Below are 16178 nucleotides of genomic sequence, written 5' to 3'. Positions count from 1 at the left end.
CAGAAAGCCGATGCATGAGGAAACCCACGTCGCCACCCGCGTCGGCTGGCTGCGGGCCGCAATCCTTGGCGCCAACGACGGCATCGTATCGACCGCCAGCCTGATCGCGGGGGTCGCGGCGGCGGGGGCGTCGCAGTCGTCGATCCTCCTGACCGGCACCGCAGGGCTGGTCGCGGGCGCGATGTCGATGGCGGCGGGCGAATATGTGTCGGTCAGTTCGCAGCGCGATGCGGAAAAATCCGACGTCGAACTGGAAAAGCGCCACCTTGCCGCCGATCCCGAGTTCGAGCTGGAGGAACTGACGCAAATCTATCAACAGCGCGGGCTGGACCGCGCGCTTGCCGAGCGGGTCGCGGTGCAGCTGACCGCGCACAATGCGCTGGACACCCATTTGCGCGACGAACTGGGGATGACCGACGAGATGGCGGCGCGGCCGATCCAGGCCGCCGTCGCTTCGGCGGCGAGCTTCTCAATCGGCGCGGCGCTACCGCTGTTGATGGCGTGGCTGTTCGCGGGGGCAACGCTGCCTTGGATCGTGTCGGCGGCGTCGCTGGTCTTTCTCGCGGCGCTGGGCGCGCTCGGCGCCTGGGCGGGCAACGCGCCGGTGCTGCGCCCCGTCGTTCGCGTCACCTTCTGGGGTGCGATGGCGATGGCGGCGACGATGGCGATCGGATCGCTGTTCGGGGTCGCCGCGGGCTAAAGTTTGCGCCAGCGCCCGGCATCTGTATGTCTGTCGGCGATCCCGCACCGCCGGGCAAATCAATCGGAGGGGTCCGCAGATGCAGAGACAGAGCTGGGCGATCGACATCGATCGCGACGATATCACGCAGGCCGAACTGGTGTCCGATCCGCCGGCGCCGCTCGCGCCGGGCGAGGTTCGCGTGCAGATCGACAGCTATGCGATGACCGCGAACAACATCACCTATGCGGTGTTCGGCAAGCCGTCGGGGCTGTTCGGAAACGATCAGGGATACTGGGATTTCTTCGCCGAGCGCGCCGCGCCCGGCCGCCTGCCGGTGTGGGGTTTCGCGACCGTCACCGAAAGCGCCGCCGACGGCATCGCGGTGGGCGAGGTTTTTTACGGCTATTATCCGATGGCGAGCGATGCGGTGCTGGGGGCCGGCCATATCGGCCCCGGCGGCTTTACCGATGTAACACCGCGCCGCACAGCGCTGCCGCCGGTGTACAACAGCTATCAGCGCATCACCGCCTTGTCCGAATATCGCCCCGCCGACCATGATTACTGGCCGGTCTTTCGTCCCTTGTTCCTGACCGGCTGGCTGATCGCCGACCAGTTCGAGGATGAAGGCGATTACGGCGTCCAGCAGATATTGATCGCCAGCGCGTCGAGCAAGACCGCGATCGGGCTGGGCTTTTCGCTGGCGCAGCGCGTCGACCGCCCCGAAACGATCGGACTGACCAGCGCTGCCAATGTCGAGGCGCTGGCGGCCGAAGGAATTTACGACCGCGTCGTCAGTTACGACCAGATCATGACGCTCAACGCCACCACTCCCGCCGCGCTGGTCGACATGGCGGGCAATGGCGCGGTGACGCGCGTCGTCCACAGCCATTTCGGCAGCCAGCTGCAGGCATCGATCATCGTCGGCAAGTCGCATTGGGATGCGCAGGCCGATGTCGAGGGCCTGCCCGGCCCCGAACGGCAAGGCTTCTTCGCGCCGGGGCGGATCCAGAAACGCGTCGCCGACTGGGGCGGCGCCGGCTTTGGGCAAAAGGTCGCCGCGGCGTGGCTGGACTTCATGGCGGTCGCGCCGCGCCTCGCCCGCATCGACAGGCGCGCGGGCGCCGTCGCCGCCCTCGCCGCCTATCACGAGATGCTGGCCGGTAAGGCCGACCCCAAGGCCGGGCTGATCGTCGAGCCATGACCGTCACCACCGTCATCTTCGACTTCGGCGGCGTCATCACGTCGTCGCCCTTCGAGGCGTTCAACCGGCTGGAGGACGAGCGCGGGCTGCCGCGCGACTTCGTCCGCCGCGTCAACGCCGTCGATCCCGACGGCAATGCCTGGGCAAAGTTCGAGCGCGCCGAAATCGACGCCGCCGCCTTCGACGCGCTGTTCGCCGCCGAAGCACGGGCGCTGGGGCATGAACTGGCGGGCGAGGCAGTGCTGGCGGTGCTCGCCGGCGCGGTGCGCCCGGCGATGGTCGCGGCGCTCGATACGCTGAAAGCCGCAGGGTTCAAGCTGGGGTGCATCACCAACAATGTGCCAAGCGGAAAAGGCGCGGGGATGGCGCAGAGCGACAGCAAGGCGGCCGAGGTCGCGGCGATTCTGGCGCGGTTCGACCATGTCATCGAATCGAGCAAGGTCGGCGTGCGCAAGCCCGATCCGGCGATTTACCGGATGATGTGCGACGCGCTCGGCGTCGAACCCGCGGCGTGTGTCTATCTCGACGACCTCGGCATCAACTGCAAACCCGCAGCCCAGCTCGGCATGCGCGCCATCAAGGTGACAAGCGGCGAGCAGGCGCTTAAAGACCTCGGCACTGCCCTGAACATGGAGTTCTCCCACCCATGAAGAAAATCTACCCCGACGCCGCCGCCGCCCTCGACGGCCTGCTCTTCGACGGCATGCACATCTGCGCCGGCGGGTTCGGCCTGTGCGGCATCCCCGAACGGCTGATCGACGCGATCCGCGATGCGGGGACGAAGGACCTGACCATCGCCAGCAACAACGCCGGGATCGACGGCGAAGGGCTCGGTAAGCTGCTGCGCACGAAGCAGGTCAAGAAAATGATCTCGTCCTACGTCGGCGAGAACAAGGAGTTCGAGCGGCAATATCTGGCGGGCGAGCTGGAGGTCGAATTCTGCCCGCAGGGTACCCTCGCCGAACGCTGCCGGGCCGGCGGCGCAGGCATCCCCGGATTTTATACCAAGACCGGGGTCGGCACGCTGGTGGCCGAGGGCAAGGACGTGAAGAATTTCGACGGGCAGGATTATATCCTCGAGCGCGGCATCTTTGCCGACCTCGCGATCATCAAGGGCTGGAAGGCCGACGAGAGCGGCAACCTCATCTTCCGCAAGACGGCGCGCAACTTCAACGCGCCGATGGCGACCGCGGCGAAGATCTGCGTCGCCGAGGTCGAGGAAATCGTGCCCACCGGCAGCCTCGATCCCGACGCGATCCACCTGCCGGGCATCTATGTGAAGCGGATGATCGTCGGCGCGCCGTACGACAAGAAGATCGAATTCCGCACGGTGCGCGCCCGCGAGGCGGCGTGAGCTTCGGTCGCAAAGGGATCGGCCACAAGGGTTCGATCGACGTCAGCGGCATCCCGGCGCTGGCAGGCGGCGAAGAGTTTCTGCGCATGTGGAAGCAGTCGAACGGCAACGTACTGTGCGTGATCGATCCGGCCGGTCTTGGCGCCGATCCGATGCTGTTCGGGCTCGCGGTCGTCGATGCGATCCGGCACGGCGCGAAAGCCTATGCGCATGCCGTCAACATCGACGAAGAGCAGGCCTACGAGCGGATCATGGAAGGCGTGAACGCCGAACTCGCCAACCCGACCGACCTGCCCCGCCCGCTCGGCCCGCGGGGAACGCACTGATGAAAGCGCATATGATCCCGGTTTCTGCCCTGCTGCTGGCAGGCTGCGCCGCCAATTCCGCTCCGGTCGCAACCGCCCCGCCCCCGCCACCTATCGCTACCCCCGCCGAAGCCGCCAAGCCGCCGGTGGCGCTGCAATATCTCTATGGCTCGCCCGAGGCCGCCATCGCCGTCCGCGCGACAAATGCGCGCATCGCCGATTATGGCGTCGCACGGATCAAGCAGCGTCCGAAGGACAGCGTCGTGCTTGCGCCCGGCGCCACCATGGACGCCCCGGCGTTCGAGCCGTGCGGCGACAAACCTTTCGCGGCGGTGTTCGACGCCGACGAGACGCTGATCTGGAACCTGGGGCCGATGCGCTATTTCGCCGAGCAGGGCATCGCGTTCGACCCGAAAATCTGGGACGCGTGGGAAAAGACCGGCGCCGGCAAGGCCGCCGCGATGCCGGGCACGGTCGAAATGCTCGGCAAGCTGCGCGCCGCGGGGATCACCGTGATCGCCAACACCAACCGCAGTGCCGCCAATGCCAAGGGCAGCGAGGGCACGCTGCGCGCCGCGGGGCTTGGCGATTTCAAGCATGGCGAGACGCTGTTCCTGATGGGCGACGATGCCGGCGGGTCGAGCAAGGACGGACGCCGCGCGACGATCGCGGCAAAATATTGCGTCATCATGCTCGCCGGCGACCAGCTCGGCGATTTCAGCCAGCAGTTTAACGACAAGGACCTGCCGGCCGCGCAGCGCATGGCGCTCGCGACCAGCCCCGCCGCTGCCACGCTGTGGGACAAGGGCTGGTTCCTGTTTCCGAACCCCGTCTATGGCCCGTGGGAAAAACTGGGCTGGGACGACGCCTTCCCCTCCGACAAAAAATGGGAGCCAAGCCAATGAGCTGGACGCGTGATGAGATGGCGGCGCGCGCCGCGCAGGAACTGCAGGACGGCTATTACGTCAATCTGGGGATCGGCATCCCGACGCTGGTTGCGAACCATATCCCCGTGGGGATGACCGTCACATTGCAGTCGGAAAACGGCATGCTCGGCATCGGCCCCTTCCCGCTCGAGGGCGAGGAAGACGCCGACCTGATCAACGCCGGCAAGCAGACGATCAGCGAAGTGCCGCAGTCGGCCTATTTTTCGTCGTCGGACAGCTTTGCGATGATCCGCGGCGGGCATATCGACCTGACCGTATTAGGCGCGATGGAAATCGCGGAGAATGGCGACATCGCCAACTGGATGATCCCCGGCAAGATGATCAAGGGCATGGGCGGCGCGATGGATCTGGTCGCCGGGGTCAAAAAGATCATCGTCGTGATGGAACACAACGCCAAGGACGGCAGCCCGAAGTTCATTCCCGAATGCACGCTGCCGCTGACCGGCAAGAATGTCGTCGACATGATCATCACCGACCTCGCGGTGTTCAGGCGCGACGATCATGACAGCCCGTTCCGGCTGATCGAACTCGCGCCGGGGGTGACGGCGGATGACGTCGCGGCCAAGACGACGGCGCATTATATTGTCTAATGTGGCCGCCAATCCCGGCACCGCTTGGCTGATTGTCGGCGGGTGGCTGTCGGTGGCGGCAGCGCTGCTCCACATCGCGTGTATTTTCGGCGGGCCGGACTGGTATCGTTTCTTCGGCGCCGGCGAAGCGATGGCGCGCGCCGCGGCACGGGGTGAGTGGACGCCGACGCTCGTGACCCTTGCCATCAGCGCCGTCTTGCTGATCTGGGCCGCCTATGCCTTTTCGGGTGCCGGGCAGTTGCCGCGCCTGATTCTGCTGCGGACCGGATTGGTGACGATCACTGCCATCTATCTGCTGCGCGGCCTGATGTTCGTCCCGCTCCACCTGTGGCGGCCGCAACACAGCGACAGTTTCGCCATCTGGTCGTCGCTGATCGTTTTTGTCTTTGGCGCAGTTTACGCCATCGGCACGCTGAAGGCGTGGCGCCATCTCGCGCCGTGATGTCCTGCGGGGGTGACGGCGGTAGAAGTGGCGGCTAAGACGGCCGCCATATATGAGGTCGCAGTCTAAACAAAAGTCCCTGCCGCGTGCTTTGACGGTCCTGATCGCAGCGGCCGCGCTCGGGTTCGCGGGCTGGTTCGGCCTGCATGCCTTTGGCGGCAGCCACACGCTGGCCAGCATCCCGATCCCGATCAAGGCGCCCGAGAACCTGCCCGACACGCCCGGCGAATGGCGCGGGCGAATCGACTATCGCGCGCTCGACCAGCAATTGTCCGACCTGGCGGCGCGGCCCGAAATGGCGGGGCTGGCGGTGGCGGTGGTCGAGGACGGCGAGTTGCGATTCGTGCGCACCTATGGCGTCGCCGACAGCGCGACGGGATCGCCGGTGACCCCGCACACCTTGTTCCGCTGGGCCTCGGTATCGAAGACCGCGACCGGCGCCCTCGCCGCCGCGATGGCCGCGGACGGCAGCGTCGATCTGGACCGTCCGGTCGGCGGCGGCGGCACTTCGCTCCGTCTGCCGGGCGGGGCCGAGGCGCAGCTCAGCTTTGGCGATCTGCTGGCGCAACGGACCGGCCTCACCAAAAACGCCTATGACGAGCGGCTGGAGGATGGGCAGAATCCGGCGTCGCTGCGCGCCAGCCTGGCGGGGGCGCCGCTGCAATGCGACCCCGGCACCTGTCACACCTATCAGAATATCGCCTTCGATGCCGCGAGCGAGATCCTTGCCGCCGCCGCGAACAAGTCGTTTGCCGATACCGTCGTCGAGCGATTCTTCCTGCCGCTCGGCATGGTCAGCGCGGGGTACGGGATGAAGCGGCTGACGAGTGCCGCCGACTGGGCGAAGCCGCATCGCGGCGCGCGTGTGCTGCCGCTGAAGCAGGCCTATTGGCGCGTGCCGGCCGCGGCGGGGGTCGAAAGCGACATCGTCGATTTCGCCACCTGGATGCGCGCGATGATGGGCGCGCGCCCCGATGTGCTGCCGGACCCGGTCCTGGAGCAGGCGCATCGCCCGCGCGTCGGCACCGGAAGGCTCTATGGCGGAAGCTTGCGGCAGGCGACGGGCGACGCCGCCTATGGGCTCGGCTGGCGAAGCTTCACCTACAAGGGCCGCCGGCTCGAGGGGCATTCGGGCGCGGTTTCGGGCTATCGCGCGACGATGATCTTCGAACCGGCGACGCGGACCGGGGTCGTGGCGATGTGGAACAGCGACTGGGGATTCCCGTTCCGGGTCCCGTTCGCGGCGATCGACAGCTATTACAAGCGCGACGACGCGCGCTGGCTCGACATGGGCGAACTGCCGCCGGCACCGCGCAGTGCAGCGGCGCAGACGGGCGCGGTGGCGCCAAAGGGATAACAGCGCGTCACGCGCAAAAGGAGACTTGCATGCGCGTTTTGCTGACCGGGTCGTCGGGGTGGCTGGGACGTCATCTGGCGCCATTGCTGGGGGAGCACGGCCACGAGGTGACCGGGTTCGACGTCGTGCCGGGCGCGTATACCGACGTGATCGGCACCGTCGCCGACCGCGCGCTGGTCGAGCGGACGATGGGCGAGCATGGCATCGACGCGGTGATCCATGGCGGCGCGCTGCACAAACCCGACATCGCGCGATACCCGCGGCAGGCGTTCGTCGATGTCAATGTCAGCGGTACGCTCAATCTGATCGAGGCGGCGGTCGCGGCGGGAAACGACCGTTTCCTGTTCACCTCGACCACCTCGCTGATGGTGCGCGCCGACGTTCGCGCCGGCGCGGGCGAAGCGGGCGCGTGGTGGATGGACGAGGAATTCGGTCCGCTCGAGCCGCGCAACATCTATGGCATCACCAAGCTCGCCGCCGAGCAAGCGTGCCGGCTGGTCCACCGCGAGCATGGCATCGCCGTGCTGATCCTGCGCACCGGGCGCTTCTTTCCCGAGGACGACGACACGCATGCCGTCCCGAGCGGCGAGAATCTGAAGGCCAACGAACTGCTCCACCGCCGCCTGACGGTCGAGGATGCCGCCGCGGCGCATCTCGCGGCGCTCGAAGCCGCACCCGCAATCGGCTGCGACACCTTCATCCTCTCGGCGCCGCCGCCCTTTGCGCGCGACGAGGCCGACGAACTGGCCCGCGACGCGCGCGCGGTGATCGCGCGGCATTTTCCCGATGCGGCGGCGCTGTACGCGGCGCGAGGCTGGGTACTGCCGGCGACGATCGACCGCGTCTACGACCCGTCGCGCGCCGAACGCCGCTTCGGCTGGCGCGCGCAAACCGATTTCGGCCGTGTGCTCGCAGCGCTCCGGGACGGTAGCGCCCTGCCCTTTGCGCACGACGCCGGCTATACATCGCCGATCGTGGCCCGGGAGCGCGCGACATGTACGAACTGATCACCGCCAACCGCAATTATTCGAGCTGGTCGCTGCGGCCGTGGATGCTGATGCGCGGATTGGACATCGAATTTAAGGACCGGATCGAGCCCTTCGCAAAGCCGGTCAATTATGACGCATTCCGCAGCTTCTCGCCCACCGGTCAGGTCCCGGCGCTGCTTGACGAAGGCCGCGTCATCTACGACTCGCTCGGCATCGCGCTCTATCTCGCCGACCGCCACGACGGCGTGTGGCCGGCCGACCCCGACGCGCGCGCATGGGCGCAGTGCGCGGCGTGCGAAATGCACAGCGGCTTTGCGGCGCTGCGGAACGATTGCACAATGAACGTCGGGGTGCGCGTGACGCCGAAGCCCCCGTCCGATGCGCTCAAGGCCAATGTCATGCGCCTTAGCGAACTGTTCGAGCAAGGGCTGGCGCGCTTCGGCGGCCCGTGGCTCGCGGGCGCGGATTTCTCGGCGGTGGACGCCTTCTTCGCCCCCGTCGCCTTCCGCATCCGCACCTATGGCCTCGACGTCGGCGCCGGGCAGGCGTGGGTCGACCATATGCTCGCGCATCCGGCGATGCTCGACTGGGAACGGCAGGCGCTTGCCGAAAGCTGGCGCGAGGAAAGCCATGAGGCGGAGCTGGCGGCGGCGGGGGTAATTACCGCCGATTATCGGACGGGTTTATAGCTTCAAAAAACACCGTTTGCCCTGAGCTTGTCGAAGGGCCGCCCTTTTCTTTGAACGTCGCAAGGAAGAACGGTCCTTCGACAAGCTCAGGACAAACGGGTTTAGGTTCGATTCAATCGACCAGCGCCTCGCGCACCACCGCAATCCCGGCCTCGCGCTGTACCTTCAGCTCGGCCTTCAACTTTGCCGGGTCGCGCGCCAGCACGAAGCCGAAGCTGACCCCGCCGTCCTTGCCGATCGTCGCGTGGTGGAGCTTGTGCGCCTGCACCAGCCGCTTGGCATAGCCGCGCCGCGGCACCCAGCGGAAATAGCGCTGATGGACCAGCCCGTCGTGGACCAGCGTGTAGATGATGCCGTAGAACAATATGCCGAGCCCGATCCACGTCGCCGGTTCCCACGCCGCGGCGCCCATGATCAGCGGGCTGCCGACCGCGAACGCCGAAATGCTCATCGCGGCGCCGAAGATCGCGAACAGGTCGTTCTTTTCGAGCAGCTTGTCGTGCGGCTCGTGATGGTCGCGGTGCCAGGCCCAGCCGAAGCCGTGCATGATATATTTGTGGCTCGCCCAGGCGACTAACTCCATCGCGGCGACGGTGGCGACAATAAGTGCGATGATGGCGAGTGTGGACATGAGTGCGTTATAGACCAGTTCGTCGCCCCTGCGAAGGCAGGGGCCGCCGTCGGTACGGAGCGGCGTTGCAGTGCAAACCGCAAGCGGCCCCCGCCTGCGCGGGGGCGACGTGTCTTCGACGACCGAAAATTGCGTTTTTGATCGCCACTCGCTTGCATTGTTATTCCATCGGCTTAAGTGAACCGCATGACTCGCCCCCGCACCCTGTATGAGAAAATCTGGGACGCGCATGTCGTCGAACAGCGCCCCGATGGCACCGCCCTGATCTTCATCGATCGCCACCTCGTCCACGAAGTCACCAGCCCGCAGGCGTTCGACGGGCTGCGCGCCAGCGGCCGCACCGTGCGCCGCCCCGACCTGACGCTGGCGGTGCCCGATCACAATGTGCCGACGACGGCGCGCAAGGACGCGGCGGGCAACCGCCTGCCGATCGCCGACGCCGAAAGCGCGGCGCAGCTCGCGGCGCTGGAGGCCAACGCCCCCGCCTTTGGCATCCGCTACATCGACGCGGTCGCGGCCGAGCAGGGCATCGTCCATGTCGTCGGCCCCGAACAGGGGTTTTCGCTGCCCGGCGCGACGATCGTCTGCGGCGACAGCCACACTGCCTGCCACGGCGGCATCGGCGCGCTCGCCTTCGGTATCGGAACGAGCGAAGTCGAACATGTGCTCGCGACCCAGACCCTGCTGCTCCAGCCGTCGGAAACGATGGAAGTGCGCGTCGAGGGCGAAGTCGGTCCCGGCGTGTCGGCGAAGGACATCATCCTCCACATCACCGGCACCATCGGCGCCGCAGGCGGCACCGGCCATGTCATCGAATATACCGGCAGCGCGATCCGTGCGCTGAGCATCGAAGGCCGGCTGACGGTCAGCAACATGGCGATCGAGGGCGGCGCGCGCGCCGGGTTGATCGCGCCCGACGCGACGACCTTCGCCTATATCGAGGGCCGCCCCTATGCGCCGAAGGGCGCCGACTGGGACGCCGCGGTCGCTTACTGGAAGACCCTGACCACCGATGCGGGAGCGACTTACGACAAGGTCGTCGTCATCGACGCCGGCGACATCGCGCCGAGCGTGACCTGGGGCACCAGCCCCGAGGATGTCGTGCCGATCACCGGCATCGTCCCCGACCCCGCCAGCTTTGCCGACCCGTCGAAACAGGCCGCCGCGGCAAAATCGCTCGCCTATATGGGGCTTACCCCCGGCATGCGGATGCAGGACGTGGCGGTCGAGAATATCTTCATCGGCAGCTGCACCAACAGCCGGATCGAGGATATGCGTGCCGCCGCCGCGGTGCTGAAAGGCCGCAAGATGGCGCCGGGCGTCAAATGGGCGATCGTCGTCCCCGGATCGGGGCTGGTGAAAGCGCAGGCCGAGGCCGAAGGGCTCGACCGCATCTTCATCGACGCCGGGATGGAATGGCGCGAGCCCGGCTGTTCGGCGTGCCTGGCGATGAACCCCGATAAGGTGCCGGCAGGCGAACGCTGCGCCTCGACCAGCAACCGCAATTTCGTCGGCCGCCAGGGTCCGGGTGCGCGCACGCACCTCGTGTCGCCCGCGATGGCGGCGGCAGCGGCGGTGACCGGTAGGCTTACCGATGTGCGGGAGTTGATGGGATGACCCCGCTCGACAAGGTCGAAGGCCGCGCGATTCCGCTTGGGCTGAAGAACGTCGATACCGACGTTATCATCCCCGCGCACTGGCTGAAGGGCATCACGCGCGAGGGGATGGGCAAGGGGGCGTTCGAAACGTTGCGCGCCGACCCCGACAACCTGTTCGACCGCCCCGAATACAGCCGCGCGCCGATCCTGATCGCGGGCGACAATTTCGGCTGTGGGTCGAGCCGCGAGCATGCCGCCTGGGCGCTCGGCGATCTTGGCATCCGCGTCGTCATCGCGCCCTCTTATTCCGACATTTTTTCGGGCAATGCGGTCAAGAACGGCATCCTGCCCGTCGTACTGCCGCAGGCGGCGATCGACCGGCTGATAGAGGTTGCGGCGACCGATCCGGTCCACGTCGATCTCGACACCCAGACGGTGACAACGCCGTTTCAGGACCGGTTCGCGTTCGAGATCGACCCGTTCCGCAAGATGTGCCTGCTCGGCGGGCTCGACGAGATTGCGCTGACCGAAAAAAGCGATGCGGCAATCGCCGCGCATGAACAGAAGATCGCGGCGACGCAGCCCTGGCTGACCCCCGCGGTCTTTTGATAATCACAGAGGAGAGACGCATGAAGGCCCTATTGTCGACTGCAACCGGCGGCCCTGAAACGCTGACGATCGGCGAGCTGCCGCGCCCGACCGCCGGCAAGGGCCAGATTGTGATCGATGTGAAGGCCTGCGCGGTCAATTTCCCCGATGTGCTGATTATCGAGGATAAATATCAGTTCAAACCCGAACGCCCCTTCGCTCCCGGCGGCGAAGTCGCGGGGCTGGTCGCCGAGGTCGGCGAGGATGTGACCGATTTCAAGGTTGGCGACCGGGTGCTCGCCGGCTGCGGCAATGGCGGCATGTCCGAAGCGGTCGCGGTCGGCGTCCACAATGTCTACCACCTTCCCGAAGCCCATGATTTCGCCGAGGGTGCTTCGCTGCTGATGACCTATGGCACCAGCATCCACGCGCTCGTCGATCGCGGGCATATCAAGCAGGGCGACACCCTGCTCGTGCTCGGCGCCTCGGGCGGGGTCGGGATCGCTGCGGTCGAGCTTGGCAAGGCATTCGGCGCGCGCGTCGTCGCCGGGGTGTCGAGCGAGGCGAAGGCCGAAATCGCGCGCCAGGCCGGCGCCGACGAGGTCGTCGTCTATGGCTATCAGCCGTTCGACAAGGATGCGTCGAAGGCGCTCGCCGAAAAGTTCAAGGCGGCGGTCGGGCCGGGCGGCGCCAATGTGATTTATGACGCGGTGGGCGGCGACTATGCCGAACCGGCGCTGCGCTCGATCGCGTGGGAAGGCCGCTACCTCGTCGTCGGTTTCCCCGCGGGCATCCCGCGGTTGCCGCTCAACCTCACGTTGCTCAAGAGCTGCGACGTTGCGGGCGTATTCTGGGGCGCCTTCGTCGCACGCGAACCGGTGCGCAACCGCGCCAACATCGCGCGATTGTTCCAGCTGTGGGAGCAGGGGCAGATCAAGCCGCGCGTCACCGAAAGCTTCGCGCTGGCCGACGGCGGCAAGGCGATCGCCAAGCTGGGCGATCGCAGCGCGGTCGGCAAGCTGGTCGTCACCGTCTGAGCTATCGCGCCGGGTTAACCCTTTGTCAGGGGCTGGTCCCTACGGATGGTCGCTCGATTATTTGGGCGCAAGGTATCTGAAATGGCGATTCGCCGTTCGACCCGTGAGGACCATGCCGCGAGCATCGGTAATATTTCACGCACCCGGCGTGCGCAGCTGGTCGCCGAATTCGAGGGCGAACTGGGCATCGACCACCGCGCGCGCGCGCAAGCGGCGTATGAAGCGCGCCGCTGGCAGGTGATCAAGACGATCATCGTCTGGACGATCGCGCTGATGTTCTTTTCGGTCGCCTGCCAGAAATTGTGGCTGATGGGTCAGGACGTCGACCAGCCGTTTTCCGCGATCAACCCGATCGAAGCGTGGTTCTAGACGTCGTTACCAAATTTTGGTAACGCCGTTCCATGGCTATCAAGAACACCTCGGTCGCTCTCGGCGAACCCTTCATCCAGTTTGCGCGCCAGAAGGTGGAGTCCGGCGAGTTCGGATCGACCAGCGAAGTCGTGCGCGAGGCCATGCGGCGGTATATCGCCGACGATGTGAAGTTGCAGGCGCTGCGCGCAGCGATTCAGGAAGGCATCGACAGCGGTCCGCCCGAGCCCTTTGATTTCGACGAATTCCTGAAGGAAATGCGTTCCAATTACAAAGGCGCGGCGTGACCCGCTATCTGCTGCCGCCCGCGGCGCGGCGCGACATTGCCGATATCTGGCTTTACACGGCCGACCGTTGGGGCGTCGATCAGGCCGATCACTATGTCGGCCAAATCGAGGACGATTTGACGAAGGCGGCCGCAGGGTTACGGATCGTGCAGCCGATCGGCAACGAATGGAAAATTCGGTCAGGTCATCATCTGTGCATTTTTGCCAAGCCGACCGAAGACGAGATTTGGGTTATTCGCATCCTGCACGAGCGGATGGATATTCCCGACGCGACTTGATTGTAGTTATCTCTCGGCGGATTGATTGTATTTCTTCGACGCAACGCAGCCCGTTGGAGCATCGTTCAAAATGAAGCTTCAAATCACCTAAATCTGCGATTCAATCAGCCGGAAATTCAATAAACGCGCGCCTTCGGCTTGATATATTCGACGTCGTCGGACAGCGTATATTCGTGGACCGGGCGGTAATCGAGCTTTACGCCGCCGCCCTTGCCGCCCCAGCCGTCGAACCAGCTGATCGAATGTTTCATCCAGTTGGCGTCGTCGCGGTTCGGGAAATCCTCGTGCGCGTGGGCGCCGCGGCTTTCTTTGCGGTTATACGCCGAATGCATCGTCACCGTCGCCTGCGCGATCAGATTGTCGAGCTCGAGCGTCTCGATCAGGTCGGTGTTCCAGATCAGGCTGCGGTCGGTGACGCCGATGTCGGCCATGCGGGCATAGGTCTTGGCGAGCTTGTCCTTGCCTTCGGCCATCAGCTCGTCGGTGCGGAACACCGCGGCGTGCGCCGACATGGCGCGCTGCATTTCCAGCCGGACCTCGGCGGTCGGCGAGCCGCCTGCCGCGTGGCGGAAATGGTCGAGCCGGCCGAGCGCGAGATCGGCGCTGTCGGTCGGCAGCGGCGCCTGCGCCGCGCCGGGCTTGACGATGTCGCGCAGCCGGTGCCCGGTCGCACGGCCGAAGACAACGAGGTCGATCAGGCTGTTCGAGCCGAGGCGGTTCGCGCCGTGGACCGACACGCACGCGGCCTCGCCGACCGCGAACAGGCCGGGGACGACGGTGTCGGGGCCGTCCTTGCCGAGCGTCACGACCTCGCCATGATAGTTACAGGGGATGCCGCCCATATTGTAATGCACCGTCGGCACCACCGGCAGCGGCTGGCGCGTCAGGTCGACCCCGGCGAAAATCTTGCCGCTCTCGGTGATGCCGGGCAGCCGCTCGGCGAGCACCGCGGGATCGATATGGTCGAGGTGCAGGAAGATATGGTCCTTGTGCGGACCGACGCCGCGGCCTTCGCGAATTTCGAGCGCCATCGAACGCGAGACGACGTCGCGCGAGGCGAGGTCCTTCGCCGACGGGGCGTAGCGTTCCATGAAGCGCTCGCCTTCGGAGTTGGTGAGATAGCCGCCCTCGCCGCGCGCGCCTTCGGTGATCAGAACCCCGGCGCCGTAGATGCCGGTCGGGTGGAACTGGACGAATTCCATGTCCTGCAAAGGCAGGCCGGCGCGCAGCACCATGCCGCCGCCATCGCCGGTGCAGGTGTGCGCCGAGGTCGCGGTGAAATAACAGCGGCCATAACCGCCGGTCGCGAGCACGACGGCCTGGCTGCGGAAGCGATGGATGCTGCCGTCGTCCATGCACAAAGCGATCACGCCGCGGCAGGCGCCGTTTTCCATGATCAGGTCGAGCGCGAAATATTCGACGAAGAAGTCGGCGTCATATTTCAGCGACTGCTGATAGAGCGCGTGGAGCATCGCGTGGCCGGTGCGGTCGGCGGCGGCGGCGGTGCGCTGGACCGGCGGGCCTTCGCCCATATTCTGCATATGGCCGCCGAACGGGCGCTGATAGATGGTGCCGTCGGCGTTGCGGCTGAACGGCACGCCGGCGTGTTCGAGTTCATAGACCGCGGCGGGCGCCTCGCGCACCATATATTCGATCGCGTCCTGGTCGCCGAGCCAGTCGGAACCCTTGACGGTGTCGTACATGTGCCACTGCCAATGGTCGGGGCTATTGTTGCCAAGGCTGGCGGCGATGCCGCCCTGCGCCGCGACGGTGTGGCTGCGCGTCGGGAACACCTTGGTGATGCACGCGGTCTTCAGCCCCGCTTCGGCGCTGCCCATCGTCGCGCGCAAACCCGATCCGCCGGCGCCGACGACGACGGTGTCGTAAACATAGTCGATGATCTTGTAGGCGTCGGTCATCTTACATGCCCCCCGGGCCGGGCGCGACGGGCGCCAACACGATCCGCACGATGGCGAAAATGCCGTAAGCGGCGCCGCCGATCGCATAGAAGTTGAGCAGCACGAGCGCCAGCAGCCGCGCCGCCTCGCCGTGCACATAGTCCTCGATCAGCACCTGCAGCCCGAGCCGGAGGTGCCAGAAGACGCTGACCACCATCAGGATCAGCGCGAGCGCGACCGTCGGGTTCGATGCCCAGCGCGCCACCGCGCCATGATCGCCGAGCGGCAGCCGGACGAGCGAAACGACGAACCAGGTGACGAGCAGGACGTTGCCGAGCGCGGTCAGCCGCTGCTGCAACCAGTGCTGCGAACCATGCCCCGACGACCCAAGGCCGCGAACCTTGCCCAGACGCGTGCCGCTGCCCATCAGAGTGCCTCCGCCAGAATATAGAGCCAGGTCGCGGCGGTCGCGAGCACGCCGGCGACGATGACGACGGTCGACCACAGCTTGTTCGTTTTCAGCTCATACCCCGCACCGGTATCGAGCACGAGGTGCCGCAAGCCGGAGAACAGATGCTGGAAAAAGGCCCAGGTCAGCCCGACGAGGACGATCTTGCCCAACAGGTTGGTGACCATGTGGAAGGTGCCGGCGTCGGGATTGGGATCGTGCCACACGCAGGCGACGAACGCCGCATAGGCATCAGGGCCGCCGGCGATCGCGCCGAGCCACCACAGGAACATCAGCGCGCCGACGATCGCCAGCCCGTCGCCACTGGCGCGGTGGAGGATCGAGACCGTCATCGCCGGCCCCCATTTATACACCTGCAGGTGCGGCGAGAGCGGCCTTGCGCTCGGTTCGTTGCCAGCCATATCAGCCCCGTTTTTTGACTCTGTGCGGTCGATGGGCGCCGGTTTAGCGCCGCGGGCGCGATATGC

General features: G+C 66.2%; 21 protein-coding genes. 17 read left to right on the top strand and 4 right to left on the bottom strand.

From position 1 onward, the window contains the following. The first annotated feature begins 10 nt into the window (after window positions 1-10). From HEQ22_RS01345 to HEQ22_RS01295, 11 genes are all read left to right on the top strand, one after another. Window positions 11-700, top strand: a complete 690-nt coding sequence (locus HEQ22_RS01345) for a VIT1/CCC1 transporter family protein (protein ID WP_432769410.1) — start codon at window positions 11-13, stop codon at window positions 698-700. A gap of 79 nt (window positions 701-779) precedes the next feature. Next, window positions 780-1883, top strand: a complete 1104-nt coding sequence (locus HEQ22_RS01340) for a DUF2855 family protein (protein WP_432769409.1) — start codon at window positions 780-782, stop codon at window positions 1881-1883. After that, window positions 1880-2533: an HAD-IA family hydrolase gene (locus HEQ22_RS01335; RefSeq protein ID WP_432769408.1), complete on the top strand. Its 654-nt coding sequence runs from the start codon at window positions 1880-1882 to the stop codon at window positions 2531-2533. Before HEQ22_RS01340 ends, HEQ22_RS01335 begins: the two co-directional genes overlap by 4 nt. Then, entirely contained in the window at window positions 2530-3237 is a 708-nt protein-coding gene (locus HEQ22_RS01330; RefSeq protein WP_432769407.1) for a CoA transferase subunit A, read from the top strand. The genes HEQ22_RS01335 and HEQ22_RS01330 overlap by 4 nt, the downstream gene beginning before the upstream one ends. After that, window positions 3234-3563, top strand: coding sequence for a DUF5076 domain-containing protein (locus HEQ22_RS01325; protein ID WP_432769406.1), 330 nt, complete (start codon window positions 3234-3236; stop codon window positions 3561-3563). Before HEQ22_RS01330 ends, HEQ22_RS01325 begins: the two co-directional genes overlap by 4 nt. Then, a complete protein-coding gene (locus tag HEQ22_RS01320) occupies window positions 3563-4447 on the top strand; it encodes an HAD family acid phosphatase (protein ID WP_432769405.1) in 885 nt (294 codons plus the stop codon). The genes HEQ22_RS01325 and HEQ22_RS01320 overlap by 1 nt, the downstream gene beginning before the upstream one ends. Beyond that, entirely contained in the window at window positions 4444-5079 is a 636-nt protein-coding gene (locus HEQ22_RS01315) for a CoA transferase subunit B (protein ID WP_432769404.1), read from the top strand. The genes HEQ22_RS01320 and HEQ22_RS01315 overlap by 4 nt, the downstream gene beginning before the upstream one ends. A 1-nt stretch (window position 5080) precedes the next feature. Beyond that, window positions 5081-5521, top strand: coding sequence for a hypothetical protein (locus HEQ22_RS01310; RefSeq protein ID WP_432769403.1), 441 nt, complete (start codon window positions 5081-5083; stop codon window positions 5519-5521). 91 nt (window positions 5522-5612) lie between these two features. Then, a complete protein-coding gene (locus HEQ22_RS01305) occupies window positions 5613-6878 on the top strand; it encodes a serine hydrolase domain-containing protein (RefSeq protein WP_432769402.1) in 1266 nt (421 codons plus the stop codon). A gap of 29 nt (window positions 6879-6907) precedes the next feature. Then, entirely contained in the window at window positions 6908-7885 is a 978-nt protein-coding gene (locus tag HEQ22_RS01300) for an NAD-dependent epimerase/dehydratase family protein (RefSeq protein WP_432769401.1), read from the top strand. Further along, on the top strand, window positions 7873-8556 hold the full coding sequence (locus HEQ22_RS01295) for a glutathione S-transferase family protein (RefSeq protein WP_432769400.1): 684 nt from the start codon (window positions 7873-7875) through the stop codon (window positions 8554-8556). Before HEQ22_RS01300 ends, HEQ22_RS01295 begins: the two co-directional genes overlap by 13 nt. Window positions 8557-8668: 112 nt before the next feature. On the opposite strand, the gene HEQ22_RS01290 is transcribed toward HEQ22_RS01295, so the two are convergent. Continuing rightward, the gene (locus HEQ22_RS01290) at window positions 8669-9187 is read right to left on the bottom strand and encodes a sterol desaturase family protein (protein ID WP_432769399.1); all 519 of its coding nucleotides are present in this window, start codon (window positions 9185-9187) and stop codon (window positions 8669-8671) included. A 186-nt stretch (window positions 9188-9373) separates the two neighbouring features. Here HEQ22_RS01290 and leuC point away from each other — a divergent pair, with 186 nt between their 5' ends. The 6 genes from leuC (at window position 9374) to HEQ22_RS01260 (ending at window position 13344) form a co-directional block, all read left to right on the top strand. Next, window positions 9374-10804, top strand: a complete 1431-nt coding sequence (leuC, locus tag HEQ22_RS01285; RefSeq protein WP_432769398.1) for a 3-isopropylmalate dehydratase large subunit — start codon at window positions 9374-9376, stop codon at window positions 10802-10804. Then, window positions 10801-11394 carry a 3-isopropylmalate dehydratase small subunit gene (gene leuD / locus HEQ22_RS01280; protein WP_432769397.1) on the top strand — a complete coding sequence of 198 codons (594 nt, stop codon included), beginning with the start codon at window positions 10801-10803 and terminating at the stop codon, window positions 11392-11394. The genes leuC and leuD overlap by 4 nt, the downstream gene beginning before the upstream one ends. Window positions 11395-11414: 20 nt before the next feature. Beyond that, window positions 11415-12410 (top strand): NADPH:quinone oxidoreductase family protein, encoded by a 996-nt coding sequence (locus tag HEQ22_RS01275; protein ID WP_432769396.1) that lies wholly within the window; start codon window positions 11415-11417, stop codon window positions 12408-12410. Between the two features lie 81 nt (window positions 12411-12491). Continuing rightward, window positions 12492-12779: a hypothetical protein gene (locus tag HEQ22_RS01270; RefSeq protein ID WP_432769395.1), complete on the top strand. Its 288-nt coding sequence runs from the start codon at window positions 12492-12494 to the stop codon at window positions 12777-12779. A 32-nt stretch (window positions 12780-12811) separates the two neighbouring features. Continuing rightward, a complete protein-coding gene (locus HEQ22_RS01265) occupies window positions 12812-13066 on the top strand; it encodes a type II toxin-antitoxin system ParD family antitoxin (RefSeq protein ID WP_432769394.1) in 255 nt (84 codons plus the stop codon). Further along, entirely contained in the window at window positions 13063-13344 is a 282-nt protein-coding gene (locus tag HEQ22_RS01260; protein ID WP_432769393.1) for a type II toxin-antitoxin system RelE/ParE family toxin, read from the top strand. Before HEQ22_RS01265 ends, HEQ22_RS01260 begins: the two co-directional genes overlap by 4 nt. Window positions 13345-13460: 116 nt before the next feature. Here the strand turns inward: HEQ22_RS01260 and sdhA are convergent, their stop codons facing one another. From sdhA to sdhC, 3 genes are read right to left on the bottom strand one after another with little or no spacing between them, the layout of a single operon-like run. Beyond that, complete coding sequence (gene sdhA / locus HEQ22_RS01255) at window positions 13461-15263, bottom strand: succinate dehydrogenase flavoprotein subunit (RefSeq protein ID WP_432769392.1); 1803 nt, start codon at window positions 15261-15263, stop codon at window positions 13461-13463. Between the two features lies 1 nt (window position 15264). Beyond that, on the bottom strand, window positions 15265-15669 hold the full coding sequence (gene sdhD / locus HEQ22_RS01250; protein ID WP_432769391.1) for a succinate dehydrogenase, hydrophobic membrane anchor protein: 405 nt from the start codon (window positions 15667-15669) through the stop codon (window positions 15265-15267). Continuing rightward, window positions 15669-16112 carry a succinate dehydrogenase, cytochrome b556 subunit gene (gene sdhC / locus HEQ22_RS01245; RefSeq protein WP_432769390.1) on the bottom strand — a complete coding sequence of 148 codons (444 nt, stop codon included), beginning with the start codon at window positions 16110-16112 and terminating at the stop codon, window positions 15669-15671. The genes sdhD and sdhC overlap by 1 nt, the downstream gene beginning before the upstream one ends. Between the last annotated feature and the right edge of the window lie 66 nt (window positions 16113-16178).

This window comes from Sphingopyxis sp. (genome assembly GCF_050916055.1).
In the GTDB taxonomy this organism is placed as follows: domain Bacteria; phylum Pseudomonadota; class Alphaproteobacteria; order Sphingomonadales; family Sphingomonadaceae; genus Sphingopyxis.
This window is presented reverse-complemented; position numbering and strand designations above follow the sequence as displayed.

What these genes read in the sequence shown, in the direction of transcription:
- HEQ22_RS01315 (WP_432769404.1), top strand. Translation starts at nt 4,444, where the DNA reads ATGAGCTGGACGCGTGATGAGATGGCGGCGCGCGCCGCGCAGGAACTG.
- HEQ22_RS01295 (WP_432769400.1), top strand. Translation starts at nt 7,873, where the DNA reads ATGTACGAACTGATCACCGCCAACCGCAATTATTCGAGCTGGTCGCTG.
- leuC (WP_432769398.1), top strand. Translation starts at nt 9,374, where the DNA reads ATGACTCGCCCCCGCACCCTGTATGAGAAAATCTGGGACGCGCATGTC.
- HEQ22_RS01265 (WP_432769394.1), top strand. Translation starts at nt 12,812, where the DNA reads ATGGCTATCAAGAACACCTCGGTCGCTCTCGGCGAACCCTTCATCCAG.
- HEQ22_RS01290 (WP_432769399.1), bottom strand. Translation starts at nt 9,187, where the DNA reads ATGTCCACACTCGCCATCATCGCACTTATTGTCGCCACCGTCGCCGCG.
- HEQ22_RS01335 (WP_432769408.1), top strand. Translation starts at nt 1,880, where the DNA reads ATGACCGTCACCACCGTCATCTTCGACTTCGGCGGCGTCATCACGTCG.
- HEQ22_RS01340 (WP_432769409.1), top strand. Translation starts at nt 780, where the DNA reads ATGCAGAGACAGAGCTGGGCGATCGACATCGATCGCGACGATATCACG.
- HEQ22_RS01275 (WP_432769396.1), top strand. Translation starts at nt 11,415, where the DNA reads ATGAAGGCCCTATTGTCGACTGCAACCGGCGGCCCTGAAACGCTGACG.
- HEQ22_RS01300 (WP_432769401.1), top strand. Translation starts at nt 6,908, where the DNA reads ATGCGCGTTTTGCTGACCGGGTCGTCGGGGTGGCTGGGACGTCATCTG.
- sdhC (WP_432769390.1), bottom strand. Translation starts at nt 16,112, where the DNA reads ATGGCTGGCAACGAACCGAGCGCAAGGCCGCTCTCGCCGCACCTGCAG.
- HEQ22_RS01345 (WP_432769410.1), top strand. Translation starts at nt 11, where the DNA reads ATGCATGAGGAAACCCACGTCGCCACCCGCGTCGGCTGGCTGCGGGCC.
- leuD (WP_432769397.1), top strand. Translation starts at nt 10,801, where the DNA reads ATGACCCCGCTCGACAAGGTCGAAGGCCGCGCGATTCCGCTTGGGCTG.
- sdhA (WP_432769392.1), bottom strand. Translation starts at nt 15,263, where the DNA reads ATGACCGACGCCTACAAGATCATCGACTATGTTTACGACACCGTCGTC.
- HEQ22_RS01330 (WP_432769407.1), top strand. Translation starts at nt 2,530, where the DNA reads ATGAAGAAAATCTACCCCGACGCCGCCGCCGCCCTCGACGGCCTGCTC.
- HEQ22_RS01320 (WP_432769405.1), top strand. Translation starts at nt 3,563, where the DNA reads ATGAAAGCGCATATGATCCCGGTTTCTGCCCTGCTGCTGGCAGGCTGC.
- HEQ22_RS01270 (WP_432769395.1), top strand. Translation starts at nt 12,492, where the DNA reads ATGGCGATTCGCCGTTCGACCCGTGAGGACCATGCCGCGAGCATCGGT.
- sdhD (WP_432769391.1), bottom strand. Translation starts at nt 15,669, where the DNA reads ATGGGCAGCGGCACGCGTCTGGGCAAGGTTCGCGGCCTTGGGTCGTCG.